The organism is Agromyces luteolus, from assembly GCF_009729855.1.
Taxonomy (GTDB): domain Bacteria; phylum Actinomycetota; class Actinomycetes; order Actinomycetales; family Microbacteriaceae; genus Agromyces; species Agromyces luteolus.
The window spans coordinates 130,622-154,899 of sequence record NZ_WODA01000023.1 but is presented as its reverse complement, the minus strand read 5'-3'; the positions used below and the strand labels follow the sequence as shown (position 1 = coordinate 154,899).

Annotated in this window: 23 protein-coding genes and 1 pseudogene; 13 read left to right on the top strand and 11 right to left on the bottom strand. The window is 73.0% G+C overall.

What is annotated here, in order from left to right:
• Window positions 1-100 precede the first annotated feature (100 nt).
• From GLX25_RS12585 to GLX25_RS12570, 5 genes are all read right to left on the bottom strand, one after another.
• On the bottom strand, window positions 101-760 hold the full coding sequence (locus tag GLX25_RS12585) for a response regulator transcription factor (RefSeq protein WP_155842796.1): 660 nt from the start codon (window positions 758-760) through the stop codon (window positions 101-103).
• A complete protein-coding gene (locus GLX25_RS12580; RefSeq protein ID WP_155842795.1) occupies window positions 750-2,918 on the bottom strand; it encodes a sensor histidine kinase in 2,169 nt (722 codons plus the stop codon). The genes GLX25_RS12585 and GLX25_RS12580 overlap by 11 nt, the downstream gene beginning before the upstream one ends.
• Window positions 2,919-3,005: 87 nt before the next feature.
• A complete protein-coding gene (locus tag GLX25_RS12575; RefSeq protein WP_166548781.1) occupies window positions 3,006-5,303 on the bottom strand; it encodes a LuxR C-terminal-related transcriptional regulator in 2,298 nt (765 codons plus the stop codon).
• A gap of 83 nt (window positions 5,304-5,386) precedes the next feature.
• Entirely contained in the window at window positions 5,387-5,638 is a 252-nt protein-coding gene (locus GLX25_RS18895) for a hypothetical protein (protein WP_166548780.1), read from the bottom strand.
• Between the two features lie 89 nt (window positions 5,639-5,727).
• Window positions 5,728-6,603 (bottom strand): class I SAM-dependent methyltransferase, encoded by an 876-nt coding sequence (locus GLX25_RS12570; RefSeq protein WP_155842793.1) that lies wholly within the window; start codon window positions 6,601-6,603, stop codon window positions 5,728-5,730.
• 158 nt (window positions 6,604-6,761) lie between these two features.
• On the opposite strand from GLX25_RS12570, the gene GLX25_RS12565 reads away from it, so the two are divergent.
• Entirely contained in the window at window positions 6,762-7,382 is a 621-nt protein-coding gene (locus GLX25_RS12565; RefSeq protein ID WP_166548779.1) for a histidine phosphatase family protein, read from the top strand.
• 115 nt (window positions 7,383-7,497) lie between these two features.
• A complete protein-coding gene (locus GLX25_RS12560; RefSeq protein ID WP_155842791.1) occupies window positions 7,498-8,049 on the top strand; it encodes a hypothetical protein in 552 nt (183 codons plus the stop codon).
• A 40-nt stretch (window positions 8,050-8,089) separates the two neighbouring features.
• Here the strand turns inward: GLX25_RS12560 and GLX25_RS12555 are convergent, their stop codons facing one another.
• On the bottom strand, window positions 8,090-8,923 hold the full coding sequence (locus GLX25_RS12555; protein ID WP_155842790.1) for an alpha/beta hydrolase: 834 nt from the start codon (window positions 8,921-8,923) through the stop codon (window positions 8,090-8,092).
• A gap of 137 nt (window positions 8,924-9,060) precedes the next feature.
• Between GLX25_RS12555 and GLX25_RS12550 the strand changes: the two genes are divergently transcribed.
• Window positions 9,061-9,666: a TetR/AcrR family transcriptional regulator gene (locus GLX25_RS12550; protein ID WP_155842789.1), complete on the top strand. Its 606-nt coding sequence runs from the start codon at window positions 9,061-9,063 to the stop codon at window positions 9,664-9,666.
• 190 nt (window positions 9,667-9,856) lie between these two features.
• Here the strand turns inward: GLX25_RS12550 and GLX25_RS12545 are convergent, their stop codons facing one another.
• The 3 genes from GLX25_RS12545 to GLX25_RS12535 form a co-directional block, all read right to left on the bottom strand.
• Entirely contained in the window at window positions 9,857-11,128 is a 1,272-nt protein-coding gene (locus tag GLX25_RS12545) for an endonuclease/exonuclease/phosphatase family protein (protein ID WP_155842788.1), read from the bottom strand.
• Between the two features lie 131 nt (window positions 11,129-11,259).
• Window positions 11,260-12,009 carry a maleylpyruvate isomerase family mycothiol-dependent enzyme gene (locus tag GLX25_RS12540; protein ID WP_166548778.1) on the bottom strand — a complete coding sequence of 250 codons (750 nt, stop codon included), beginning with the start codon at window positions 12,007-12,009 and terminating at the stop codon, window positions 11,260-11,262.
• A gap of 75 nt (window positions 12,010-12,084) precedes the next feature.
• A complete protein-coding gene (locus GLX25_RS12535; protein ID WP_155842786.1) occupies window positions 12,085-13,365 on the bottom strand; it encodes an ROK family protein in 1,281 nt (426 codons plus the stop codon).
• Window positions 13,366-13,463: 98 nt separating this feature from the next.
• Here GLX25_RS12535 and GLX25_RS12530 point away from each other — a divergent pair, with 98 nt between their 5' ends.
• The 6 genes from GLX25_RS12530 to GLX25_RS12505 all read left to right on the top strand — a co-directional run bounded on the left by GLX25_RS12530 (window position 13,464) and on the right by GLX25_RS12505 (window position 19,794).
• Complete coding sequence (locus GLX25_RS12530) at window positions 13,464-14,756, top strand: ABC transporter substrate-binding protein (RefSeq protein WP_271192471.1); 1,293 nt, start codon at window positions 13,464-13,466, stop codon at window positions 14,754-14,756.
• 25 nt (window positions 14,757-14,781) lie between these two features.
• The gene (locus GLX25_RS12525; protein WP_155842785.1) at window positions 14,782-15,747 is read left to right on the top strand and encodes a carbohydrate ABC transporter permease; all 966 of its coding nucleotides are present in this window, start codon (window positions 14,782-14,784) and stop codon (window positions 15,745-15,747) included.
• Window positions 15,747-16,673: a carbohydrate ABC transporter permease gene (locus GLX25_RS12520; protein ID WP_155842784.1), complete on the top strand. Its 927-nt coding sequence runs from the start codon at window positions 15,747-15,749 to the stop codon at window positions 16,671-16,673. The genes GLX25_RS12525 and GLX25_RS12520 overlap by 1 nt, the downstream gene beginning before the upstream one ends.
• A gap of 80 nt (window positions 16,674-16,753) precedes the next feature.
• Window positions 16,754-18,421 carry a glycoside hydrolase family 13 protein gene (locus tag GLX25_RS12515; RefSeq protein WP_155842783.1) on the top strand — a complete coding sequence of 556 codons (1,668 nt, stop codon included), beginning with the start codon at window positions 16,754-16,756 and terminating at the stop codon, window positions 18,419-18,421.
• A gap of 51 nt (window positions 18,422-18,472) precedes the next feature.
• Complete coding sequence (locus tag GLX25_RS18890; protein ID WP_155842782.1) at window positions 18,473-19,078, top strand: class I SAM-dependent methyltransferase; 606 nt, start codon at window positions 18,473-18,475, stop codon at window positions 19,076-19,078.
• The gene (locus tag GLX25_RS12505; protein ID WP_271192472.1) at window positions 19,075-19,794 is read left to right on the top strand and encodes an NAD-dependent deacylase; all 720 of its coding nucleotides are present in this window, start codon (window positions 19,075-19,077) and stop codon (window positions 19,792-19,794) included. Before GLX25_RS18890 ends, GLX25_RS12505 begins: the two co-directional genes overlap by 4 nt.
• Before the next feature lie 125 nt (window positions 19,795-19,919).
• Here GLX25_RS12505 and GLX25_RS12500 read toward each other — a convergent pair whose 3' ends face one another.
• A complete protein-coding gene (locus GLX25_RS12500; RefSeq protein WP_166548777.1) occupies window positions 19,920-21,302 on the bottom strand; it encodes an MFS transporter in 1,383 nt (460 codons plus the stop codon).
• Between the two features lie 26 nt (window positions 21,303-21,328).
• Entirely contained in the window at window positions 21,329-22,090 is a 762-nt protein-coding gene (locus GLX25_RS12495; RefSeq protein WP_240898337.1) for an EI24 domain-containing protein, read from the bottom strand.
• 169 nt (window positions 22,091-22,259) lie between these two features.
• Here GLX25_RS12495 and GLX25_RS12490 point away from each other — a divergent pair, with 169 nt between their 5' ends.
• The 4 genes and pseudogenes from GLX25_RS12490 to GLX25_RS19490 form a co-directional block, all read left to right on the top strand.
• Window positions 22,260-23,201 carry a cytochrome b/b6 domain-containing protein gene (locus GLX25_RS12490; RefSeq protein ID WP_155842779.1) on the top strand — a complete coding sequence of 314 codons (942 nt, stop codon included), beginning with the start codon at window positions 22,260-22,262 and terminating at the stop codon, window positions 23,199-23,201.
• A gap of 65 nt (window positions 23,202-23,266) precedes the next feature.
• Window positions 23,267-23,692: a DoxX family protein gene (locus GLX25_RS12485; protein ID WP_155842778.1), complete on the top strand. Its 426-nt coding sequence runs from the start codon at window positions 23,267-23,269 to the stop codon at window positions 23,690-23,692.
• A 25-nt stretch (window positions 23,693-23,717) separates the two neighbouring features.
• Window positions 23,718-23,912 (top strand): hypothetical protein, encoded by a 195-nt coding sequence (locus tag GLX25_RS12480; RefSeq protein ID WP_155842777.1) that lies wholly within the window; start codon window positions 23,718-23,720, stop codon window positions 23,910-23,912.
• A gap of 1 nt (window position 23,913) precedes the next feature.
• A pseudogene (locus GLX25_RS19490) lies at window positions 23,914-24,237 on the top strand (hypothetical protein); the annotation flags it as partial.
• Window positions 24,238-24,278 lie beyond the last annotated feature (41 nt).

Below are 24,278 nucleotides of genomic sequence, written 5' to 3'. Positions count from 1 at the left end.
GGTTCGTTCGTGAACCCAGACTCCCGGGCGGCCGACCCGGGCCGGCAGGGAGCGGCGTCCCGCGGATGTCCCGACCTCCGCCCGGGACATCCGGAGACCCTCAGCCCCGGCCGAGTCCCGCGTCGCGGGCGCGGACGATCGCCTCGGCGCGGTCGGCGACCTGCAGCTTCGCGAAGATGTTCGAGACGTTGTTCCGCACGGTCTTCGGCGAGAGGAACAGCGCCTGCGCGATCTGCGGGTTCGAGCGCCCGGCGGCGAGCAGCTCGAGGATCTCGCGCTCGCGCGCGGTGAGCTGCGGGAACACCTCCGCGGCGGGCGCCGAGGCCGGGCCCGCGGCGAAGAACTCCGCGACGCGGCGGGCGATGGCCGCCCCGAACACGAGCTCGCCCCGTGCGACGGCGTCGATCGCCGAGCGGATCTCGTGCTGGCTCGCGCCCTTCACGAGGTAGCCGCGCGCGCCGGCGCGCATCGCGGCGAAGACCGTCTCGTCGTCCTCCGACATGGTGAGGACCACGACGGCGAGGTGCGGATGCCGCGACACCGCCTCGCGCGTGGCGGCGATCCCGTCGAGCCGAGGCATCTGGACGTCCATCACGACGACGTCGGGTTCGGCGTCGTCGATCACCCCCTGCGCGGCCTCCCCGTCGGCGGCCGTGGCCGCCACCTCCACGCCCTCGAGCGAGGCGAGCAGCATGCTGAGCCCGTCGCGGTAGACGGGATGGTCGTCGACGAGCACGACGCGGATCGGGTCAGCGGACATCGGCGTGGGTCTCCTCTGGCGTCTCCGGCCGCGGGGCGCCGGGTGCGGGTGCGTCGGGTGCGGGTGCGGGCGCCGCCGCGTCGGGTGCGGGCGCGGGTGCGTGGGGCGGGATCGCGTCGTCGTGCGTCGCGGCGGCGATCGGGAGGACGGCGCGGACGAGCGTGCCGCCGTCGCCCGAGTCGATGCGCAGCGACCCGCCGAGTTCCGCGGCGCGCTCGTGCAGGCTCCTCAGCCCGACGCCCCGGACGGCGTCGGCGGGGATGCCGGTGCCGTCGTCGCGCACGTCGACCGTGAGCGCGCGGTCGTCGGCGGCGATCCGGACCTGCACGGCGGAGGCGCCGGAGTGGCGACGCGCGTTCGCGAGCGCCTCGGAGGCGATCCGGTAGGCCGCGACCTCGACCGCGGGCGGCAGCGTCGAGGCGGGACCGGGCGGTTCGGCGACGTCGATGCCCACGACGAGCCCGGCCCCCGTGAGCCGTTCGGCCTGCTGCTCGATCGCGCGCGCGAGCCCGAGGTCGTCGAGTGCCGGGGGGCGGAGGTCGTGCACGATGCGGCGCACCTCGCCGATCACCTCGGCCTGGTCCTCGACGGCCGCGTCGACCAGGGCGACCGAGCGGGCGGGATCTCGCTCGGCGAGGTTTCGGGCGGTCTCGAGCCGCAGCTTCACGCCCGCGAGCAGGGGGCCGAGCCCGTCGTGAAGGTCGCGGCGGAGCCGCGACCGCTCCTCCTCGCGTGCGAGCACGAGCCGTTCCCGGATCGCCTGCAACTCCCGTCGCAGCTCGCCGTCGAGGATCGCGGCGGCGGCCAGCCTGACGAGGTCGCCGAGGAGGCGCTGATCGCGCTCGGAGACGACCGGACGCCGACCGGGCTCCATCAGGATCCGGCCGATCGTGCCGGTGGCGTGGTCGATCGGCACCTCGACGAGGTCGGGGGCGGGCACGCCCACGGACGACGAGAGGCGGGTGCCGTCGGGCCGGTCGAGCTCGACGCGCACGTACGGCGATGCGAACGCCTCCGCGACGGCGGTCGCGAGGGCGCGCAACTGCTCGGCGGTCCCGCCGGCACGGGTCAGCCGTTCGCCGAGCGAGGACACGACGCCGTACGGGTCGGCGCGGCGGCCGCTCACGACGCGGTTGGCGATCGCGAACAGCCGAGCGCGCAGCGGCGCGTACGCGATCGTGACCGCCACGACGGCGAGGAGCATCGCGACGCGGTCGTCGATCGCGCTGCCCACGACGAGCACGACGAGCACGTCGACCGCGACGATCGCGCCGATCAGCACCGCGTAGACGAGCGTCCACGACAGGAGCCGGTCGATGGCGTACAGCCGGTAGCGGGTGACCGCCACGACGACGGAGGCGCTGATCAGTCCGATGGTCGCGCCGAGGAGCACGTCGACGACGACGGTCGGCACGAGCGGGTAGATCGGGAGCACCCCGACGAACACGACGCCCGACCAGACCAGCCACCGCAGCTGCGCGCGCTCCTCGGGGCCGGCACGGAACCGTCGGCTCACGCACACGACGAGTGCGAGCACGAGGCTCGCGGCCATGCACGGCAGTGCCAGCCCGAGGATCAGCGACCACGCGGCATCCGGCAGCGGCAGCGTCGGGAGCGCCGGGTCGAACAGCGCGAGCAGCTCGGCACGGTCGGGATCATCGGCGACGAGCGCTTCGGCGGGCGCGAGGATGAACGCGAACGGCATGACGAGCCCGAGCGCGATCGCGACGACGGACACCGCGCGCCATCCGCCCCGGCGCAGCCGCCCGTCGGGGAACAGCAGCAGCAGCAACTGGATCGGCAGGATCAGCACCGATCCCAGCCGGCCGAAGAACCACATCGCGGGGACGGCCCACCACGCCTCGCGGTCCGTGTACCACGCGAGGTTCACCGCCGCCGAGGCCAGCCCGTCGACCACCCAGAGCGTGCCGAAGCCCGTGAGCACGACCGCGATCGGATGCCACGGCAGCCGCCACATCAGCAGGGCGCCCGGGATCAGCATGGCGACGCCGGGCAGCACGCCCGACCAGCCGGGTGAGAGCGGGGGCTGCGGGTGCGCCGCGAGGACGACGACGTCGATCGCGATCGCCCCGACGGCGGCGACGGCCGAGACCGCGATCGCGACGGCGGTCGCGATGCGGCTTGAGGCGAGCGTCATCCGCTCATCGTCGCAGCAGCGGTGTCCCGCTGTCACGGGACACGCGTCCCGATCCGGGCGCGGACCGCCGCGGCCGTCGCCCGCCGTTCAGCCGGTGATGGGGGCCGGGGTCGCGAGCCCCCCGGCGATCGCGGATGCCGCGGCATCCGCCCCGGCGATCGCCTCGAGCCGCCCGAGCGCGGTGCGCGAACGCGTGACGTCGCCGACCGCCCGGTACGCCTCGACGAGCCCGGTCAGCGCCTCGATCCGGTGCGCGTCGTCGCCGGCGGACTCGGCGAGGGCGAGCGCCTCCTCGAGGCGGGGTAGTCGTGCGTTCGACGACGGGGCGCGCTCGGCGGTGAGCAGCAGCGTGCGGGTGAGGCAGCGCACGTCGCCGAGCGAGCGGAGCGAGGCCTCGAGCTCGTCGAGCGGCAGCGCGGCATCCGGCACCCCGAGGGTCTGCTGCACGAGCGCGGCGTGGGCGAGCTCGTGCGCGTTGCCCGCCCCGCGCGCGTAGGCCGCGCACTCCGCCGCCCAGACCGCGGCCCGCTCGGGCTCGAGCCCCGCGTTGGCGGCGACCGACGCCATCATGTAGCGGGCGTTGTTGACGTGCATCGCGTCGCCCGCGATCGCGTAGTCGCGCATCGCCGCGTCGAACTCCGCGACGGCCGCAGCCGGGTCGTGCAGGGAGGCGCCGCGCAGCGCGATGCCGCGGAACTGGTGGATCGACGCGAGCGACCAGGCGTCGCCGAGCTCGACCGCGAGGCGTTCGGCCTCAGCGAGGTGCGCGAGCGCCGACTCGCCTCGGTCGAGGTAGGCGTCGGCGAGGCCCGCGAGGTGGTGCGCATCGAGGCGCGATGCGGCGTCGCCGCGCGCCTCGGCGGTGGCGAGCGCGCGTCGCGCGAGATCGTCGACGAGCGGAAGGTCGAGGTACGCGATCCCCGCCCCGAGCACGAAGAGCTCGCCCGGCCTCGCGCCGTCGACGACATGGGGGTCGCGTGCGGCCATCGCGAGCGACCGCACGCTGTCGACGTCCGACCCGTACTGCTCGACGCCGACCGAGAGCGAGGCGGCGAGCGACCGGGCCGACGGATGCCGCGCCGCGACGGCCCAGCGGAGCGCGGCGTTCACCTCGGGGCAGAGGGTGGCCGACAGCTGCATGGCCGCGTCGCTGTCGTCGACCCTGGCGTGCTCGACGAACTGCGCGGCGACCGACGCGTGGTACTCGGCGTGCCGCTCGAGCACCTCCCGGATGGTCGCGGCGTCGGTCCGGGCGCGCACGAACTCGCGCATCACGGCGAGCAGGCGGAACCGGCGCGGCGAGCCGCCCGTCGGGACGACCATCGAGTGGTCGAGCAGCCGGAACAGAACGCCCTCGGCGCCCGGATGCGTCACGGCCGTCGCGAGCTCGACGTCGAAGGTCCGGGGGAGGGCCGCCAGGCGGCAGAGCACGTCGCGCTCGTCGTCCTCCAGGAGGTCCCACGTCCACTCGAAGGTGGTCTCGAGCGTGCGGTGGCGGCCGCGCGGCGCGGCGCGGTCGAGCGAGGCGAAGTCGCGGTCGAGCCGGTCGGCGAGTTCCTCGAGCCCGAGGTGCCGCGAGACGGTCGCGGCGAGCTCGAGCGCGAGGGGCAGCCCGTCGAGGCGCGTGCAGATGCGAGCCGCGAGCTCGCGCTCGCCGGCGGTCGGCGGCACGCCGTACGCGTTCAGCCGGTCGAGGAGCATCGCGACGCCCGCGGCGTCCGACCCCTCGACGGGCAGCGGCTCGAGCGCGAGCACGTGCTCCGCGTCGTCGCCGAACGGCGTCCGCGTGGTGCCGAGGATCCTCAGCTGGCGCGACTCGCGCAGGAGCCGGTGCGCGGCGGCCTGCACCGCGTCGCCGACCCGGTCGATGTTGTCGAGCACGAGCAGGTACGGGCGCGATGCGAGGGCGGTCGCGACCGAGGACAGGACGTCGGCGCCCGGCACGGCCTCGAGGTCGAGCGCGCGCGCGATGCGCGGCACGACGTCGTCGGGTTCGGCGTGCTCGAGCTCGATGACGATCGGCGAGCGTTCGCCGTGCCGGCGTGCGGCGAACTCGAGCGCGAGGCGCGTCTTGCCGACGCCTCCCGGCCCGGTGACCGACACGCAGCGGTGCGCGTCGAGGAGCGCGGTGAGCGCGTCGAGCTCGGCCTCGCGCCCGATGAACCGCGTGTCGGGCAGGCGGACGGATGCCTCGCGGCGCTCGCTCGCGGCGGCGACCAGGTCGGCCCGGCTCTCCGCGCCGAGCTTGCGGCGCAGGCTCGCGATGTGGCTCTCCACGGTGCGCACCGAGATGAACAGCTCCGATGCGATCTCGGGGTTGCTCAGTCGCCGCTCGACCGCGGCCAGAATCGCGCTCTCGCGCGGGGTCAGCGTCTGCCCCGCCACGGCGCCGATTCTAGGGCCGGATCGCGCGATCCGCACCGGGGACGGACCGGAAGTCCGTCCCCGGCGCGCGGTGCGCGGGGCGTTCACGCCGCTCCGGGGCCGATCGCGGGGCGCGATGGCGAGAGCGGCCGCAGGCGACGGGGCAGCAGCTGACGGATGCCGCGACGCGGGCGCGCGGCATCCGTCATGCCCTCGCCGGCCTCGGCGTCGGCCGCGGCGGCCGCCGTTTCGGCCATGCGCTCGGCGATGCGCCGGCGCAGCTCGAGTTCGCGCTGCAGCCGGCGCTCGCCGGCGCGGTGCAGTTCGAACACCTGGTAGTCCTCGCTGAGGTGCATGGCGGTCGGTCTCCTTCGGAGATGGTTCACGGGGTTCGAAGGGGGAACGGTGAGGTCCGCCGGGGTGAGGGCTCAGCGGGGGCGACGCCTCAGCGCCGCGCGGTGACGAGCAGGTACTCCCACTCGATGGGGCGGCCCGAGCCGTCGAGCCCGGCCTCGCGGCCGAGTGCGGCCAGCGCGTCGTCGAGGGCTCGCACACGGGACGCGTCGTCGGCGATGCGGGCGTAGACCGCGATCGTCGGACCGTAGTGCGCCTTGAAGTAGTCGCGAAGCTCCTCGCCGGTGCGGAAGCGGTCGACCACGAGGGTGCCCCGTTCCATCGCGAGGTCGGTGACGCGGCCGTCGAGCAGCTCGCGCACGTGCTGCTCGTCGCCCCACAGCGGCGGCGGCTGCACGCCGGCGGGCGGCGGCGCGTTGAACGGCTTCATGGCCGCGAACATGCGGCCGATGAAGCCCTCGGGCGTCCAGCTCAGCAGGCCGATGCGCCCGCCGGGCCTTGCGACGCGCACGAGTTCGTCGGCCGCGGGCCGGTGGTGCGGCGCGAACATCACGCCGACGCACGAGAGGACGGCGTCGAATACGCCGTCGCCGAACGGCAGCGCCTCGGCGTCGGCCTCGCGCCACTCGAGCTCGGCGCCGGCCTCGGTCGCGAGTCGCCGCCCGACGTCGAACAGCTCCGGGGTGAGGTCGCTCGCGACGACGGTCGCGCCTCGGAGCGCCGCCGGGATGGCGACGTTGCCGCTCCCCGCGGCGACGTCGAGGACGCGCTCGCCGGGCCGGATGCCGGTCGCGTCCACGAGTCGCGGCCCGAGGCTCCAGATGAGGTCGGACGCGAGCGTCGCGTAGTCGCCCGACGCCCACATCGCGCGGTGCTTCGCCTTGAGTGCGCGGTCGGCGGCGGCCTCGTCGGCAGCCGGAGCCGCGTCGGCGGTCGGCGCGGCGGTGGTCGTGACGGTGTCGGTCATGGGGTGCTCCTTCGGTGCACGGGATGTCGATGCGACCAAGGGTGCGCCTCGGCGCGACGGCCGGCATCCGTGCCGCGCACGGAGGTTTCCTCGGTGTTCACGCGGAGGCCGCGCCGCACGCGGCATCCACCCAGCGGGCCCCGCCTAGGCTGGAACCCATGCATCTCGCCCTCGTCCGCCACGGACAGACCGACTGGAACCTGCGCGGGCTCATGCAGGGCCGCACGGACATCCCGCTGAACGACACGGGGCGTGCGCAGGCCGGACAGGCGGCGCGCACGCTCGACCCGGCCGACTGGGACGTCGTCGTGAGCTCCACGCTCGGCCGCGCCCGCGAGACCGCGGCGATCCTCGCCGAGGGGCTCGGCCTGCCGGTTGGAGGCGAGTACGAGGACCTCGTCGAGCAGGACTTCGGCGACGCCGAGGGCACCCTCGTCGCGCAGATCGACGAGCGCTGGCCCGGACGGGAGTTCCCCGGCAAGGAGCCCGAGCACGAGGTCGGGCCGCGCGGCATCCGCGCACTGGAGCGCATCGCAGTCGATCACTCCGATGCCCGGGTGCTCGCCGTCGCGCACGGCACGCTGATCCGCCACGTGCTGGCGGAGCTGAGCGGCCACGAGCAGCACAGCTATCCGAAGCTCGACAACCTCGCAGTGTCGCGGCTCGCGTGGGCCGAGTCGGCGTGGAGCGTGCAGACCGTCGGTGGCGTCGGGTTCGACGAGGTGCTGCCCCAGCTGGTCGCCGCGGTCGCCGACGTGGAACTCGAGCGGGCCGTCTGACCACCCGCTCGCCACGTCGGGCCCGCGCCGGCGTGTGTTGCGATCTCGGAACGATCGTGCGACGGGCCGATGACGCCCCTGCCGGAGCCCGCCGAACCGGACGTATGATCCGGAAATGGAGGCACCCGGCAGCACCACCCTCGTCGTCGTCGGCGACGAGGCCGGAGCTGCGATCGGATCGCTCGCCGGCCTGGCCAACGTCGAGTCCGCGACGTTCGCCGAGATGACGGATGCCACCGACGCCGAGGTCGTGACCTGGTCGGCGACCTCGCACGCGCCGTTCGTCGTGCACGACCGCGACCCGCTCGGCCACGTGGCATCCGCCTGGGTGGAGTTCTACGACGAGCGCTCGACGCTCGGCGTGCTGCAGCTCGAGATCGAGCAGGTGATCGACGCGGTCGCCCGGCACGAGCTGCGCGTGCCCGACTACTACGTCGTGCTCGAGCCGGAGTCGCTCCGCGGCACCTGGATGCACTGGTGGCTCGGCGTCGTCGCCGCGGCATCCCCCAGTCGCGTGCTGCCGTGGGAGCCGGGCGACGCGCCGCTCGCCGGGCTGATCCGCCGGCTGCCGACGGCACGTGCGTGGCCCGACGTCGACCGGTGGCTCCCGGGCGTGGTGAAGGCCGTGCCCGATCGGTTCGGACCCGGCCTTCCCGGCGCGGCCTGAGCGGCCGCGCGGCGGCGTGCGTTCCGCGCCCGCCGGTGCGTCACGCCGTCGCGGGCTGCACCTCGGCGTGCTCGAGCGCCCAGGTCAGCGCGAAGTCGGCGACCTCCTCCCAGCCGTCCTGGCTGACGATGCGGTGGGTGCGGCCTGCGAACTCGCGGTAGTCGACCACGGCGGGGCTGCCGGTCGACCGGTACTTCTTCGCGATCGCGCGGCCGATGGCCGGCGGCACGACGTGGTCGATCTCGCCCGTGATGATCAGGAGCGGCGCACGGTCGGTGCGGCCGTAGTCGACGTGCGTGACGCCGCCCTTCTCGTTCAGCGTCGACGCGACGCCCTCGAAGAACACCCGGTTGTAGCTGTTGACGGCGAAGTCCTCCCAGATGCGATCGGAGGCCTCGCGGCTGAGGTCGTTGCCGAAGGTGAAGTGGAAGTGCGCCTTCGAGATGGGCTTGGCGCCGTTCCGGTCGAAGGGGTTCGAGAGGATCGGGAAGCCGGTGCGGAGCGTCGACGGCGGAAGCGTCGTGACGCCGGCCGTCTGGCCGGGAGTGACGGCCACGTAGGCGGCGCCGAGCCCGCGGTCGGCGAGCATCTGGGTGATGACGCCGCCGAACGAGTGGCCCATGATGATGGGCTTCTGCGGCAGCGCGCGGATGATCGCCTCGTAGTGGTCGGCGATCTGCTTCAGCCCGATGCCCTTCAGGGGTTCGGGGTTCGAGCGGATGTCGGCGACCGAGCGGTCGTCGATGCCGGGCCAGCCCGGGACGATGACATCGTGTCCGAGCGAGCGGAAGCGCTCGGCCCAGGTGTCCCAGCTCTTCGGGGTCATCCAGAGTCCGTGGATGAGGACGATGGGGGGCTTTCCGGTGGTGGTCATGGTTCCTGCTCCTCGTGATCGGTTCGTGGTCCTGTCGAAGTAGAACGATCGTTCTATCTTGTGGTATTCCCAGACTGTACGCCCACGGCGGAAGCCGTGTCAAGCAAAAAGAGAAAGATCGTTCTATCATGGACGGCATGGCGACACGGACCACCCCCAACGGCACCTCGGCTGCACGCGAGCGCCTGCTCGCCACCGCGAGCGAGTTGTTCTACCGCGAGGGCATCCACTCCGTCGGCGTCGACCGGATCGTGGGCGAGGCGGGCGTCACCCGAGCGACGTTCTACCGGCACTTCCCGAGCAAGGAGGACCTCGTCGAGGCGTACCTCGGCGTCGAGGACGCGAACATCCGCGCCGCGTTCGACGCCGCCGAGTCGACCGGAGCCGAACCTCGCGAACTCGTCGGCCTCGTCATCGACGGGCTCGCCGACGACGTCGCGCGCCACCACACGCGCGGGTGCCCGTTCATCAACGCCGCCGCCGAGTACCCCGACGCCGACAGCGGCGTGCGGAGGGCGGTGGCTTCGCACCGCGAGTGGTTCCGGTCCGAGCTCGAGCACGTGCTCGAGGCCGCGGATGCCCCGGACCCGCGCCTCGGCGCCGCGGAGCTCGTGCTCGTGCGCGACGCCGCGATGGTCGGCGGGTACCTCGACGGGTGGGAGCGGGTGCGGCCCGCGTTCGTGGCATCCGCCCACCGCGCTGCCGGGCTGCCGGCGCCGGCGGCCGAGCCGGTGGTCGAGTAGCGCCGGCGTCGCCCCCGGTGGTCGAGTAGCGCCGGCGTCGCTCCCGGTGGTCGAGTAGCGCCGCAGGCGCGTATCGAGACCCGTTCGTGTGGGTCTCGATACGCCGCTTCGCGGCTACTCGACCACCGGGGGCCGCTTCGCGACTACTCGACCACCGGGGGCCGCTTCGCGGCTACTCGAACCGGGGTCGTCAGCGTCGCACGTGCACGTCGACCCAGACGAGCCGGTGGTCGCTCGACGGGAACGGGAAGGTGCCCGTGAGCGCCGACAGCGGATCGGCCTGGACAGGCCAGAACACGCCCGCGTCGGCCACGCGGAGGTCCTTCGACGGCAGCACGTAGTCGGCGCGGAGGTTGCCGGGCGCCGGGTTGTCGTTGAAGTCGGCCGTGTCGTAGGCGGGGTCGCCCTCGTGCGTCAGGTTGGCGCCGCCCTGCAGCAGGGACGCCTCGACCGCGCCCTCCGAGGTGGGCAGCGGGTCGGTGATGCGCGGGTGGTCGAGCAGCTGCTGGATCGCGGCATCCACCGAGTCGCCGTCGAGCTGGTCGGCGTTCTGGTCGCCCATGATCACGAACGACGAACCCGGCTTCAGTCCGCCGGTCGCGCCGGTGTCGTCGTAGATGTACCGGGAGGCCGCGCCGGGCCTCACGTAGTCGGCCCAGAAGCGGATCTCGTCGTGGTTGCGCGTGCCGTTGCGGTCCTCGGCGCCGTCGAACGTCGGCGGCGTCGGGTGCGAGGCGAGCACGTGCACCGTGCGACCGCCGATCTCGACGGGGACGTCCCAGTGCGACTTGCTCGAGAGGCGGAACACGTCGAGTTCCTCTGGCGAGTACCAGTCTGCGGGCGCCGCGGTGTTCGGGTCGTCGGGCAGCAGCGCGCCCGGCATGTCCTTCCACAGGAAGTGCTGGAAGGTCCGCACCGATTCCACGTCGATCGGGTGCTTCGACAGCACGGCCATGCCGAACTGGCCGGGGAAGAAACCGAAGCCGAACGCGTCGTCGCCGCCGCCGACCACGCCGTTGTTGTTGAGGTCGAACCCGCTCGGGATGCCCGTGTTCGACGGTGCGACGAACGCGTACGGATACTCGACCGGGTCGGCCCCGCCCTGCGAGACCTCGAGGTAGTTGTCGCGGAACAGGCCGACCGCGACGCCGCCCTCGACGTAGTCGAACTCGTTGAGCAGCACGATGTCGGGGTTCGCGCGCTGGATGATCTCGGCGACGGTCTTCGCCTGCGCGTTGTCGGGCGTCGAGAGGTCGGCGACGAGCTGGCCCTCGAAGTTCCGGTTGAGGGACAGGTTGTAGGTGGCGACGCGGACGGTGTCGGCGCGCCCGGGTTCGCCGCCGGGCGCGGCGTGCGCCGGTGCGGCGACGAGGGAGGCGCCGAGCGCGAGCGCCGCGACCGAGGCGGCGACGAGCGGGGTGCGGCGTGCGGTGCTGGGGCGATCGGGTCGTCTCGTGGACATGCGAGCTCCTCTGCTGGCGTTCGGATCCGCGCTCAGGCTAGGCCCCGCCGGTGACGTCCGGAAGAACCCCGCGCGAACGAGCAGCGCGGCGACGGGCGTGCTCAGAGGTGCACGGGTCGTCGGCGCACGGGTCAGAGGTGCACCGGCGTCGTCGCGAGCGCGGTCGCCACGCCGGGCTCCCCGTCGACGCGGAACCGGCCGTCGGGCGCCGCGAGGTCCGCGCGTTCCCAGAGCAGCAGCGCGAGGTCGCCGACCTCGGCCGAGATCGTCGCGGCCGCGGGCGGGGCGGATGCCGCGACCCGCCGGTCACGATCGAGCACCCACTTCGGCGAGACGCGCCAGCTGTCGGCGGTGTCCGTCGCCACGAGCGCGACGGCCCGGGCGAGGTGCTGGATGCCGCGACGTCGCGCCTCCGCCATGAACACGTCGCCGAACTCGTCGATGGCGTCCGCTCGGCCGACGGCGCCGACCTCGGGCGGGAACCGTGGATCGGGGTCGCGCGCCGATCGGAGGTCCCACAGGTGCTTCGTCGCCTCGTGCGCCATCCGTCGCTGCCAGAAGGACACGGTGCCCGTCGCCCCGTACAGGATCGGGACCGAGCGCTCGGGGTCGGCGCCGTCGAGCGTGCGCGTGAGCTGCTGTGCGCCCTCGCGGAACCAGGCCGCCGGGTCCGCTCCCTCGGGTCGGCGGAACGCCCGCCGGTCGGCGGGTGCGCCGGTGCGCACCTGCTCGGCGGCCCAGCGCTGGATGGTGCCGAGGTGATCGACGATCCGTCCGACGGTCGGCCAGATCGAGGATCGCACCGGGGCCTCGGGGTCGGTGCCCGCGGCCTCGTGCGCGAACGCCTCCACGACGGCGTGGAGGTCGGCGAGGGAGCTCATGCGGACCATCATGCCCGCCGGCGCGATCCGACCGCAGGTCGGTGTCGTCGGCACGTCCGGCGGCGTCCGGCCCGGTCAGGCCGCCCCGCGGGTCGACGGCCTGAGGTCGAGCGCGCGAGCCCGGACCGCTGCGAGTGCGTGCTCGATCGCCCCGGCCGTCACGCAGCCCTCGCCGAGCGTCGAGGTCCGCAGTTCGGGCGCGCTCGGATCGTCGCTCCCCTCGATCACCCGCGCAGCGGCGTCGATGACCATCGGGAGGGACCGGCTCGCGTCGCCGCTGACGATGATGCGGTCGACGTCGAGGAGGTCGCCGAGCACGAGGCAGATCCGGGCGAGTCGAGCCGCCAGGCGGTCGACGATCTCGAGGGCGACGGGGTCGCCCTCGAGCGCGGCCGCGCCGACCTGCGTCTCGTCGATCGACCCCGGATCGAGGCGCTCGAGCGCGCTGTCGGCGCCGGCGCCGGCGCCCGAGCGGACGGCCTCCGTGGCCCATCGCCGGGCGAGCAGCGCGAGTCCGTCGGCCGAGCCGACGCCCTCGACGTGGTCGAGGAACCGGAGCTCGCCGGCTCCTCCGCGCCGCCCGCGGACGAGCCGCCCGTCGATCATGAGGCCCGCGCCGAGGCCCTCGCCGACGATGAGGGCGATGAAGGAGTCGACGTCGCGGCCGCCGCCGCCCGGCGCCGAACGCTCGGCGATGGCCGCGAGGTTCGCGTCGTTCTCGACGACGACGATCTCGGCGTCGCCCCCGAACAGCTCGGCGTACCCGGGATTCGTCAGGTTCCAGAACCAGTGCTCGGCGGGGGAGGTGCCGTCGGCGTCGACCGGTGCGGGGACCGCGATCGCGATCGCGACGACGTCCTCGGCGGCGACGCCCGCGGCGCGCCGGGCCTCGTCGACGGTGGTCCGGGCGAGCGAGCGCCGCGCTGCGGCATCGGCGAGTCGCTCCGTCCGGCCGGGCCCAGCCGCGGCGATCGAGGCGGTGCGCCGGGCGAGGGGCGTGCCGCGCAGGTCGGCGACGGTCGCGGAGACGTGGTCGTACCCGGCGTCGAGGGCGACGACGACGGCGGCGCGTTCCCGCAGCGAGTAGCGGCGGGCCGGGCGGCCCTTCGTGTAGGTGCCGAACGTCCTGGCGTCCTCGAGCTCGGTCAGCCACCCCATGCGCACGAGCTCGTCGCAGAGTCCGATCACGGTCGACCGGGTGAGCCCGGTCTCGGTCATCACGTCGGCGGCCGTGAAGGCGCCCGTCTGCCATGCGTGCTCGAGGACCCGGCGCGCGTTGACGCGCCGCAGCACCTGTGGCGACGTCGCGACGTCGTTCTCGCCCATGCCCTTGACCTTTCCCGATCCCTCCGTCATTATTTACGACACAGAGTAAATCTACATCCTAGATTTAGTCCGGTCAGGGTCGACGCGCCGTCGCGTGCCGACCATTAGAACCAAGGGGAGACGACGACGTGCCTCGTACCGCGATCACCAGACCCGCACCGGCCCGAGGCCGCACGCGTGCCCGGGCGGCGCTCGCCGCCGCCGCGGCCGTCGCCACGGCGCTCGCGCTCGCCGGGTGCGGTTCCGCCGGCGGCGGAACCTCCGACATCACCTTCCACATGTCCAAGCCCGAGGCGATCCCGTACTTCCGGGCCCTCGTCGAGGAGTTCAACGACCAGCAGGACGACGTCCGCGTCACCCTCGACACGGCGTCCAACCTCTCCGCGGGCTTCCTCCGCGGCAATCCGCCCGACGTCGGGCTGCTCAACTACAACTACGAGATGGCGCGGTTCATGGAACGCGGTGCGCTCTCCGACCTCTCCGACATGCCCGAGGCCGACCGCATCCGCCCCGAGGTGCAGGACCTCGTCGACCAGTACGCCACGTACCCCGGCCGGACGAGCGTCCTGCCGTACTCGGTCGCCGCGGCATCCGTCATCTACAACGTCGAGATCTTCGAGGAGCACGGCATCGAGGTCCCCACGACGTGGGACGAGCTCATCGCGGTGTGCGACGAGCTCGAGGCGGCCGGCGTGACGCCGATCTACAGCACGTTCAAGGACCCGTGGACGCTCGGACAGGGACTCTTCGACTACTCCGTCGGCGGCTCAATCGACGTGCCCGGGTTCCTCGAGCAGATGGAGGAGATCGGCACCGAGGTGGGCCCGGACTCGGATGTGTCCTTCCAGAAGGACATCCTCGAGCCGAGCGAGCAGATGCGGCAGCTCGCCGAGTACTCCAACGACGACGCGGCCAGCCGAGGCTACGGCGACGGCAACGTCGCGTTCGCGAACGGCGAGGGCGCCATGTACATGCAGGGCCCGTGGGCGCTCGGCGAGATCGCGAAGACGAACCCCGACCTCGAGCTCGCCACGTTCCCGCTGCCCTCGAGCGACGACCCCGACGATCTCAAGGTGAGGGTGAACCTCGACCTCGCCCTGTGGATCCCCGAGGCCAGCACCGAGAAGGAGGCCGCGCGCGAATTCGTGTCGTACCTCATGCAGCAGGACGTGATGGACGAGTACAACGCCGAGTTCCTCGGCTTCGGCACGACGACGGATGCCGCGCCCGTCACCGACGAGCGCATCGTCCCGATGCAGGAGTACTACGACGCCGGCGCGTTCTACCAGGGCCTCTCGCGGTCGATCCCGCTGACCATCCCGATCGACAACTACATCCAGACCATGGCGACCGGCGGCGACATCCCGTCGACGCTCGCGACCATCGACGCCGACTGGGCGCGACTCGCGCTGCGCGGCTGACGGCGATTCGAAAGGACACCCCGACATGAGCACACCTGTCAGCACCGCCGCGGCATCGGCCGGCGCACTCGTCGACGAGGCCGAGCACGGCAGCGTCGACCACCTGGCCGGCAGCCGCCACGATCGGCGCGGTCGGACGCGCGTCGACCCGATCTACTACTGGTTCCTGATCCCCACGCTGGCGCTGTTCACGCTGACGATCACGGTCCCGGCGGTCCTCGGGATCTTCTACTCGTTCACGAACTTCATCGGCTTCGGCGACTGGCAGTTCACCGGGTTCACCAACTACATCGCCGTGTTCAGCGATCCGGCGATCCTCGCGAGCTACGGCTTCACGTTCGGCTTCGCGATCGTGACGGTGCTGCTCGTGAACGTCATCGCCTTCCTGCTCGCGGTGGGGCTCACGTCGCGCATCAAGCTGAAGACGCCGCTCCGCGCGGTGTTCGTGATCCCGATGGTGATCTCGGGCATCGTGATCGCCTACGTCTTCAACTTCCTGTTCTCGAACTCCCTGCCGGCGTTCGGCGCGGCCGCCGGTATCCCGTGGCTGTCGGAGTCGATTCTCGCGAACCCCGACCTCGCCTGGGTCTCGATCGTGATCGTGACCGCCTGGCAGTCCATCCCCGCCACCCTGCTGATCTACATCGCCGGGCTGCTCTCGATTCCCGGCGAAGTGTACGAGGCCGCCGACATCGACGGGGCCGGCGCGGCCCGCCGGCTCTGGTCGGTGACGCTGCCGCTCGTCGCGGGCTACGTCGTGATCAACATCATCATCGGCTTCAAGAACTACCTGAACGTGTACGAGGTCATCGTCGGCCTGACGAACGGCGGTCCGGGCACCGCCACCCGCAGCATCGCGATGACGATCTTCACCGGCTTCACCGGCGGCGACTACGCCTACCAGATGGCCAACGCGACGATCTTCTTCATCATCGCCGTGGCCATCTCGGTCCTCCAACTCCGAATCTCCCGCGGAAGGGCGGCGAACTGATGACCCAGACAGCAGCGAAGCGGAATCCCGCTTCCGTCCCCACCACGCGCTCGAGCGACGCAGCCGTCGCCACGCGGGCGCCGCGCCGCCGGGGCCGCGTCGGCCAGGAGCGGACGAACTGGTCGACCCTGGTCATCCTGCTCCTCTGCGCCCTGACCGTGCTCCTCCCGCTCTACGTCACGATCTCGATGTCGCTGAAGTCGACGTCGCAGGCGGTCGACGGCAACGCGTTCTCCCTGCCGAGCCCGATCGACTTCTCGGGCTTCGCGCAGGCGTGGGAGCTGACCAACTTCCCGGTCGCCTTCCTGATCTCGCTGTTCATCACCGCCGGCACCGTGGTCGGCACCGTGATCCTCGGGGCCCTCGCGTCGTACGCGATCGTGCGGAACTGGGATCACCGGCTGTTCCGCTGGTCGTTCTTCTACCTGCTCACGGCGCTGTTCCTGCCGTTCCCGGTGGTGGCGCTCCCGCAGATCCAGCTCACGGGCCTCGTCGGCCTCGCGAACCCGGTCGGCGTCATCATCCTGAAGATCATGTTCGAGCTCTCGTTCAGCATCCTGCTGTTCACGGCGTTCCTCCGCTCGATCCCGCTCGAGCTCGAGGAGAGCGCCCGCATCGACGGCGCGACGACCTGGCAGACCTTCCGGCGGCTGATCTTCCCGCTGCTCGCGCCCATGAGCGCGACGGTCGCGATCTTCGCCTTCCTCGCGTCGTGGAACGACTTCATGATGCCGTCGCTGATCATCGCCGACTCGGCCCAGCAGACGCTGCCGGTCGTGCAGTCGATCTTCCAGACCCAGTTCAGCAACAACTACAACGTGTCGTTCGCGTCGTACCTCATGGCGATGGCGCCGGCGATCATCGTGTACCTCTTCACGCAGCGCTGGGTCATGGAGGGCGTGACCCAGGGCGCCGTAAAGGGCTGAGCCCCGCCCGCCCCCACCTCGCACCGTTCCCGCTTCCGCGACCCGACCTCCCACCGTCCGACGAAAGGACCCGCACCGAGATGAGCGACGTGCTCGCACGCCCCGACCTCAGCCGAACGCACGACGACGACGCCCACTGGTGGCGTCAGGCCGCGGTCTACCAGATCTACCCCCGCAGCTTCGCCGACGCCGACGGCGACGGACTCGGCGACCTCCGCGGCATCCGTTCGCGCGTGCCCTACCTGCAGGGCCTCGGCATCGACGCGGTCTGGCTCAGCCCGTTCTACCCGTCGGCGCTCGCCGACGGAGGCTACGACGTCGACGACTACCGCGACGTCGATCCGAGGCTCGGCACGCTGGCCGACTTCGACGCGCTCGTCGCGGCACTGCACGAGGCCGGCATCCGCGTCGTCATCGACATCGTGCCGAACCACACCTCCGACCGGCACGAGTGGTTCCGCGAGGCGCTCGCCGCCCCGCGCGGTTCGGCGGCCCGCGCCCGCTACGTCTTCCGGGACGGGCTCGGCCCGGACGGATCGCTGCCGCCCGCCGACTGGACGAGCGCGTTCGGGGGCCCGGCGTGGGAGCCCGTCGGGGACGGCCAGTGGTACCTCCACTACTTCGCCACCGAGCAACCCGACCTGAACTGGGACAACCGCGAGGTGCGCGACGACTTCCTTCGCACCCTGCGCTTCTGGTCCGACCGCGGCGTCGACGGGTTCCGCATCGACGTCGCGCACGGCCTCGCCAAGCGGCTCGACGACGAGTTGCCCGACCAGGCGACGCTCGACGCGCTGCCGCGCGACGGGGCCCACCCGCTGTGGGACCGCGACGAGGTGCACGAGATCTACGCGGAGTGGCGACGCGTGTTCGACGAGTACTCGCCGCCGCGCACCGCCGTGGCCGAGGCCTGGGTCGAGTCCCACCGACGCCCGCGCTACGCGAGCGTCGAGGGCCTCGGGCAGGCGTTCAACTTCGACCTCCTCGAGGCGCCCTTCGACGCCGCCGAGTTCCGGCGCATCGTCGACGCGAACCTCGCGCTCGCCGCGGACTCCGGCTCGTCGACCACCTGGGTGCTCTCGAACCACGACGTGGTCCGCCACGCGACGCGCTACGGCCTCCCGGAGCCCGCGGTGCCCGGGGAGAAGCACGGTGCGGCATGGCTGCTCTCGGGCGGGACGACGCCGGCGCTCGACCGCGAACGCGGCCTGCGTCGAGCCCGCGCCGCCACCCTCTTCGTGCTCGCTCTGCCGGGCTCCGCCTACCTCTACCAGGGCGAGGAGCTCGGACTGCAGGAGGTCGCCGACATCCCCGCCTCGGAGCGGCAGGACCCCGCGTACTTCCGCAACCCGGGCGTCGACATCGGCCGGGACGGATGCCGCGTGCCGCTGCCGTGGAGCACCGACGGCGCCTCGTTCGGCTTCGGGGCGGACGGCGCGCACCTCCCGCAGCCGGACTGGTTCGGCGAGTTCGCGGCCGAGGCGCAGGACGAGGATCCGGCGTCGACCCTGGCGCTGTACCGTCGCGCGCTCGCCCTGCGCCGCGACCTCCAGGGCGCGGAGGAGCTCGAATGGGTCCCGACCGCCGAGCCCGACGTCGTGCACTTCCGGCGGCCCGGCGGCTGGGAGGTCGTGGCCAACTTCGGCACCGAGCCCGTGGCCCTGCCGGAAGGGTCGGTGCTCGTCGCGAGCGGCGACCTCGGCGACGGCGTGCTGCCCGCCGAGACGACGGCCTGGCTGCGTCGCTGAGCAGTCGATCGGTCGCTTGACGATCGGGGCGCCGCGTGGTCGCATGACGTGATGGATGCCGCGCGGCCCCCGCTCATCACCGACGACGCCCTCGACGACCTCGAGCGCGAGGTAATCGGGCGCGTGCGCGGCCGGGTGCTCGAGATCGGCGCCGGCGAGGGCGAGAACTTCGGCGCGTTCGACCCCGCGGTCGAGTGGATCGGCCTCGAGCCCGACTCGGAGCGTCGGGTCGAACTCGCCCAGCGGGCCCGCGAGTGGAAGCACGAGCAGGTCCCGCTCGATGCCGTGGCCGAGCACATCCCGCTGCCCGACGCCTCGGTCGACGCGGTCGTCGGCACGTACGTGCTCTGCTCGGTGACCGACCAGTCGGCCGCGCTCGCCGAGGTGCGGCGCGTGCTGCGCCCGGGCGGCACGGTCGTCTTCGTCGACCACGTCGTCGCGCCGCCGGGCACGCTCAAGCGCGGCGTCCAGCGAGCGGTCACCCCGTTCTCGAGGCGGTTCTGCCACGGATGCCACTGGGACCGCGACACGGGCGCCGCGCTCGCCGCCGCGGGCTTCGAGGCCGACGAGTCGCGTCTCGTGCGCGTGCCGTCGTTCCCGTTCGGCCCGACCCGCGTGCTCGTGTTCCGCGGGCGCCTGCCGGGAGCCGTCGCGTGACGCCCGGCCTCGGCGGCACTCCGCGCATCGTCGTGCTGACCGGTGCCGGGATCTCCGCGGAGAGCGGGGTGCCGACCTTCCGCGACGCGGGCGGCCTCTGGGAGGGCCATCGCGTGGAGGACGTCGCGACGCCCGAGGCGTTCGAACTGGACCCGGACACCGTGCAGCGCTTCTACGACGCGAGGCGCCGGGCCGTGGCATCCGTCGCCCCGAACCCGGCGCACGACGCGCTCGCGGCGCTCGAGCGCGAGCTCGGGGACGACCTGCTCATCGTCACGCAGAACATCGACGACCTGCACGAGCGCGCCGGATCCGCACGCGTGCTGCACATGCACGGCGAGCTCGGCCGCGTGCGCTGCGTCGCCTGCGAGGCCCGCACCGAGGCGCCCGGCGACCTGCTGCCGGGTCCGCAGTGCCCCACGTGCGGCGAGCGGATGCTCCGCCCCGACGTCGTCTGGTTCGGCGAGATGCCCTACGGGCTCGACGAGATCGACGTCGCGCTCGCCGGATGCGAGGCGTTCGTCGCGATCGGCACGTCGGGGGCCGTCTTCCCGGCGGCCGGCTTCGTGCTCACGGCATCGGCGTTCGGCGCGACGACCATCGAGCTGAACCTCGCCGAGAGCGAGATCACGCCCTTCTTCGCCGAGAGCCGGCTCGGGCCGGCGAGCCGGCTCGTCCCCGAGTGGGTCGGCGAGGTGCTCGCCGGCACGCACTGAGCGGAGCGACGACGGAGGCCGCGGTGCGTGGGCGGCCGCCGCGGCATCCGTCGCCGGTCCTCGCCACCTACTTCGCCCGGTCGGGCGGGATCGGATGCACCCGCGCGCGAATCGGGCCGATCTCGTCACGCGGAGGCGCGCGGCCGCCACGCGAGTGCCACGACGAGGGTCGCGAGCGCGAGCACGACCGTGACCGTCGCCAGGAGCACCCAGTCGGGCGGGTCGGTCCCGCCCGAGAACGACAGCCCGACGACGACCGCCGCGCCGATGCAGCCGAGGCAGCGCGCGGTCTGGAAGAGCCCGGCCGCCTGGCCGACGCGCTCGGTCGGCGCGGCGACGTACAGCGACTGGGTGATCGAGACGAGCACGAACACGTAGGGGATGCCGACGGCCGCCGTCGCCGCCAGCACCACCCAGGGCGCGGTGGACGCCCCGAGCAGCGGCAGCGCGACCGATCCGACCGTGAGCGCCGCCAGGCCGATCACGAGCGCGCGCTGCAGGCCGCGCCGGTCGATGAGGCGCTCGACGAGCGGTGCCGTGACGACGTTGAACGCGGCGAGCGGCAGCAGCAGCAGGCCGATGACGTCGGTGCGGTACCCCGCGTGGTCCTCGAGGTACTGCGGGATGCCGAACAGCGCCCCGTAGAAGACGAGGTTGGCGAGGATGAAGAGCGCGTAGACCCGCACGAGCGGCAGGTTCGCCGCGAGCAGGCGGAGGTCGATGAAGGGCGACGCGGCGCGCAGCTCGCGCCACGCGAACAGTCCGCCCGCGATCGCGGCCACGGGCAGCAGCAGCCACGGCGGGTCGTGGGCGAGCTCGAGGAGGAACCCCAGGAGCGTCGCGATCGCCACGATGAAGAGCGCGATGCCGGGCAGGTCGGACTCGGCGACCGTCCGCCGGAGCGGCACGTGGGCCCTGGGCGCGTCGCGCGGGGCGAGGAGTCCGGTGCTGACCAGCGCGAGCGCCGCGAGCGGCACGTTGATCCAGAAGATGGCGGGCCAGCCGAAGCCGACGATGAGCAGCCCGCCGAGGACCGGGCCGATCGCCGCCGAGCTCGTGTCGACCAGTTGGATGCGCCCGATCATCTTCGTGGCGTTCCCGCCGTTCGTCGCGGCGACGGCGCGGAGCATCGCGGCGGCGGAGGGGAACGCGGTCGCCGTGCCGACGGCGAGCAGCACCCGGACCGCGCACAGCAGCACCAGGTTCGGCGCGAACGGGCCGACCGCGCCGGCGAGCGCGACCGTCCACATCCCGATCGCGAACACGCGACGCGGCCCGTAGCGGTCGGCGAGGCGGCCCATGATCGGCTGCAGCACCGCCGAGGTGAGGTAGTAGACCGAGATGACCCAGGTCACGGTCGCGACGTCGACGCCGAACTCGCGGCGGAGCGTGCTCAGCGCCACCGCGATCATCCCGGAGTTCAGCGCGCTGAGGAGGGTGCCCGTGCAGAGCGCCGCGACGACCCAGCGCGCGTGATGCCGCGCGGGCGCGTCGGCGGTCTGCGACATCGGCGTCCCCTCACGCATCGCGGTCGTCAGGACTCTGGGCGAGCCTCCCGCGAGAGCTCCGGGCTGTCAAGCGCCGACCTCGCCAGCAGCGTCGCGCCCGCGACCGCGGCCGGCATCGTGGCGATCGCACCGAGCGGGACGAGGAAGCAGAGCTGCGTCGCGACCCCGAAGCCGAGGAACCGCCACCGGTTCGCGCGGAGCAGCGCGCGACGACGCTCGGGCGGGATGCCGCTGGCGTCGAGCGCGCGCGCCGTGAGCTCGTGAGCGAGCAGGCGCCCGGTGAGCACGGCGCCCAGGACGGCGGCCGCCACGGTGCCCACGACGGGGACCAGGCCGACGAGCCCGACGAGGACGGCGGAGAGCAGGCCCTGCAGGACGAGCACGAGCGACCCGCGGACCCCGCTCCAGAACCCGGGGCCCTCGCCCGGCGCGACGCCGTCGGCGTCGGTCTCGACGGCCGCCCAGATGCGCTCGTAGAACGGGTCGCCGACGATGAGCGTCAGCGCCGTGAACGTCACGAACGCGAGCACCGCCGCGCCCGCGAACACGACGACGGCGACGAGCGTGCGGAACGCGAGGCGCCAGAAGTCCTGCCAGGCGTCGGCGAACGGGGTCGCGAGGTCGACCAGCCCGGGCAGGCCGACGCCGAGGGCAACGAGGCCCCACACGAGCAGCGCGAACACGATCGCCGCGGGCACGAGTCCGAGCAGCATCACGCCCGGGTCGCGCCGCCAGAACGCGAAGCCGCGGACGAGCATCCGCGCCCCGTCGGCGAGATCGTGCAGCATCGGGCCAGCATAGGTCTCGCGCACGGTGCGACGCGGTGTTGCGCGCGCGTCACGCGCTCCCAGCCGACGGCGATATCGTCGGAGGCATCCGTTTCACGCCCGGTGCGCGCCGACGCCGCGCCGGCAGCCGGCTGCCGCCGGCATCCGTTGGAGAAGGACCCGACGCCGCATGACCACGACCCCCACGACGTCCGCCCGCGCCGCCGAATGGTGGAAGGCGCAGCGCACGCGCGTGCTCTGGGGCACCGCGATCGCGGTCGTCGCCCTCGTCGTGACCGTCGTGATCGCCCGGGTCCTGGTCGCCCAGCCCGCCGTCGAGGAGTTCATCGCCACCTACCCAGGCATCGTCCCGCCGCCCGAGGGCACCCCCGTGGGCATCCCGTGGTGGCTCGGCTGGCAGCACTTCCTCAACGCGTTCTTCCTCGTGCTGCTGGTCAAGACCGGGCTCGAACTCCGCGGCAAGCGGCGTCCGCCGGGATTCTGGACGCGCGACAACACGCGCTGGCCGCGCACGAAGCGCGCGCCACGGCGGCTCGGCATCTGGCTCTGGTTCCACCTCTGGCTCGACGCCCTCTGGGTGCTCGTCGGCATCACCTACGTCGTGCTGCTCTTCGCGACCGGCCAGTGGCTGCGGATCGTGCCGACCGACTGGGCCGTGGTCCCGAACGCGATCTCCGCCGCGCTGCAGTACGCGTCCCTCGAGTGGCCGACGGAGGACTCCTGGATCGTCTACAACGCACTCCAGCAGCTCGCGTACTTCGCGGTCGTGTTCATCGCGTCGCCGCTCGCGCTTCTGACCGGTCTCCGGCTGTCGTCGATCTGGCCGGTCGAGGGGCGCTGGGCGTCTGCGCAGACCGAGCGGATGGCGCGGGCCCTCCACTACCCGGTGATGCTGTTCTTCCTCGCCTTCACGTTCGTGCACGTCGTCCTCGTGCTCTCGACGGGCGCGCTGCGCAAGCTCAACCAGATGTACGCGGCGCGCGACGCCGACGACTGGATCGGCTTCGCGATCTTCGCGCTGTCGGTCGTCGCCATGGTGGTCGCGTGGTTCGCCGCCACGCCGCCGAGGCTGAAGCGCATCGCCGCGAAGTCGGGGCGCGTGCAGGGCTGACGGTTTCCTGCGAACGCCCGGCCGACGGATGACGGAGGACCGTCTCCGTTCGTACGCTCGACCGCATGACCCGTTCGCCCTCAGTGCCGCCATCGACGCCCGCGCGGACCGCCGGTCGTTGGTTCCTCGCCGCGAGCCTCGTGTTCGCGGGCATCAGTCACCTGTTCTGGGCCAGGCGCGAGTTCCGCGCCCAAGTGCCGCCGTGGGTGCCCATGGACGCCGACGCGGTCGTCGTCGGCTCGGGCGTCGTCGAGGTCGGGCTCGGCGCCGCGCTCGTGGCGCTCCCGCGGGAGCGGTCGCGCATCGGCTGGATCGTGGCGGTGTTCTTCGCCGCCGTCTTCCCCGGCAACGTGGCGCAGTGGCGCGAGCGCCGCGACGCGTTCGGGCTCACGACCGACCGTGCGCGGTTCGTGCGCCTGTTCTTCCAGCCCCTGCTCATCGGGCTCGCACTCTGGTCCACCCGGGCGCCGCGCGACGAGCGGGCCCGCTGAGCGCTCGCCGGGCTAGGCTCGAGGGATGAGCCGCACCATCTGGACCGTCCTCGGCGTCATCGCCGCCGTCGTGATCGCGTGGTTCCTCGTCGACCTCGTGTTCAGCGTGCTCTGGTTCGTCGTGAAGCTCGCGATCGTGGCGGTCGTCGCCGTCGTCGTCTTCCTCTGGCTGAGGTCGCTCGTCGCGCGACGCGACGGCCGCCGGGCCGTCGAGCGCTAGCGTGCCGGGCGCGGCCGGATCCGGGCGACGGCGAGCCGAGCCCCCCGGCCCCGCGGTCGTCGACGTTCCGTCGCCCCACGGTGGAGTCATCCGCGTGTACGACTCCGGTCCGCCTCATCCGGGCGCGCCCGTCATCGTCTGGCACGCGGGATCGCCCCACACGGGCGAGCCGCTGGAGCCGCTCGCCGAGGCTGCCCGGGCGCGCGGAATCCGGCTCGTCACGTTCGCGCGTCCCGGCTACGGCGGGTCGACGCCGCGCGCGGCACGGGACGTGGGCTCCGTCGCCGCCGACGTGGCGGCGATCGCGGACGCGCTCGGGGTCGATCGCTTCGCCGTCGCCGGGTATTCGGGCGGGGGTCCGCACGC

What these genes read in the sequence shown, in the direction of transcription:
- GLX25_RS12585 (WP_155842796.1), bottom strand. Translation starts at nt 760, where the DNA reads ATGTCCGCTGACCCGATCCGCGTCGTGCTCGTCGACGACCATCCCGTC.
- GLX25_RS12580 (WP_155842795.1), bottom strand. Translation starts at nt 2,918, where the DNA reads ATGACGCTCGCCTCAAGCCGCATCGCGACCGCCGTCGCGATCGCGGTC.
- GLX25_RS18895 (WP_166548780.1), bottom strand. Translation starts at nt 5,638, where the DNA reads ATGCACCTCAGCGAGGACTACCAGGTGTTCGAACTGCACCGCGCCGGC.
- GLX25_RS12570 (WP_155842793.1), bottom strand. Translation starts at nt 6,603, where the DNA reads ATGACCGACACCGTCACGACCACCGCCGCGCCGACCGCCGACGCGGCT.
- GLX25_RS12565 (WP_166548779.1), top strand. Translation starts at nt 6,762, where the DNA reads ATGCATCTCGCCCTCGTCCGCCACGGACAGACCGACTGGAACCTGCGC.
- GLX25_RS12560 (WP_155842791.1), top strand. Translation starts at nt 7,498, where the DNA reads ATGGAGGCACCCGGCAGCACCACCCTCGTCGTCGTCGGCGACGAGGCC.
- GLX25_RS12555 (WP_155842790.1), bottom strand. Translation starts at nt 8,923, where the DNA reads ATGACCACCACCGGAAAGCCCCCCATCGTCCTCATCCACGGACTCTGG.
- GLX25_RS12550 (WP_155842789.1), top strand. Translation starts at nt 9,061, where the DNA reads ATGGCGACACGGACCACCCCCAACGGCACCTCGGCTGCACGCGAGCGC.
- GLX25_RS12545 (WP_155842788.1), bottom strand. Translation starts at nt 11,128, where the DNA reads ATGTCCACGAGACGACCCGATCGCCCCAGCACCGCACGCCGCACCCCG.
- GLX25_RS12540 (WP_166548778.1), bottom strand. Translation starts at nt 12,009, where the DNA reads ATGAGCTCCCTCGCCGACCTCCACGCCGTCGTGGAGGCGTTCGCGCAC.
- GLX25_RS12535 (WP_155842786.1), bottom strand. Translation starts at nt 13,365, where the DNA reads ATGACGGAGGGATCGGGAAAGGTCAAGGGCATGGGCGAGAACGACGTC.
- GLX25_RS12525 (WP_155842785.1), top strand. Translation starts at nt 14,782, where the DNA reads ATGAGCACACCTGTCAGCACCGCCGCGGCATCGGCCGGCGCACTCGTC.
- GLX25_RS12520 (WP_155842784.1), top strand. Translation starts at nt 15,747, where the DNA reads ATGACCCAGACAGCAGCGAAGCGGAATCCCGCTTCCGTCCCCACCACG.
- GLX25_RS12515 (WP_155842783.1), top strand. Translation starts at nt 16,754, where the DNA reads ATGAGCGACGTGCTCGCACGCCCCGACCTCAGCCGAACGCACGACGAC.
- GLX25_RS18890 (WP_155842782.1), top strand. Translation starts at nt 18,473, where the DNA reads ATGGATGCCGCGCGGCCCCCGCTCATCACCGACGACGCCCTCGACGAC.
- GLX25_RS12500 (WP_166548777.1), bottom strand. Translation starts at nt 21,302, where the DNA reads ATGTCGCAGACCGCCGACGCGCCCGCGCGGCATCACGCGCGCTGGGTC.
- GLX25_RS12495 (WP_240898337.1), bottom strand. Translation starts at nt 22,090, where the DNA reads ATGCTGCACGATCTCGCCGACGGGGCGCGGATGCTCGTCCGCGGCTTC.
- GLX25_RS12490 (WP_155842779.1), top strand. Translation starts at nt 22,260, where the DNA reads ATGACCACGACCCCCACGACGTCCGCCCGCGCCGCCGAATGGTGGAAG.
- GLX25_RS12485 (WP_155842778.1), top strand. Translation starts at nt 23,267, where the DNA reads ATGACCCGTTCGCCCTCAGTGCCGCCATCGACGCCCGCGCGGACCGCC.
- GLX25_RS12480 (WP_155842777.1), top strand. Translation starts at nt 23,718, where the DNA reads ATGAGCCGCACCATCTGGACCGTCCTCGGCGTCATCGCCGCCGTCGTG.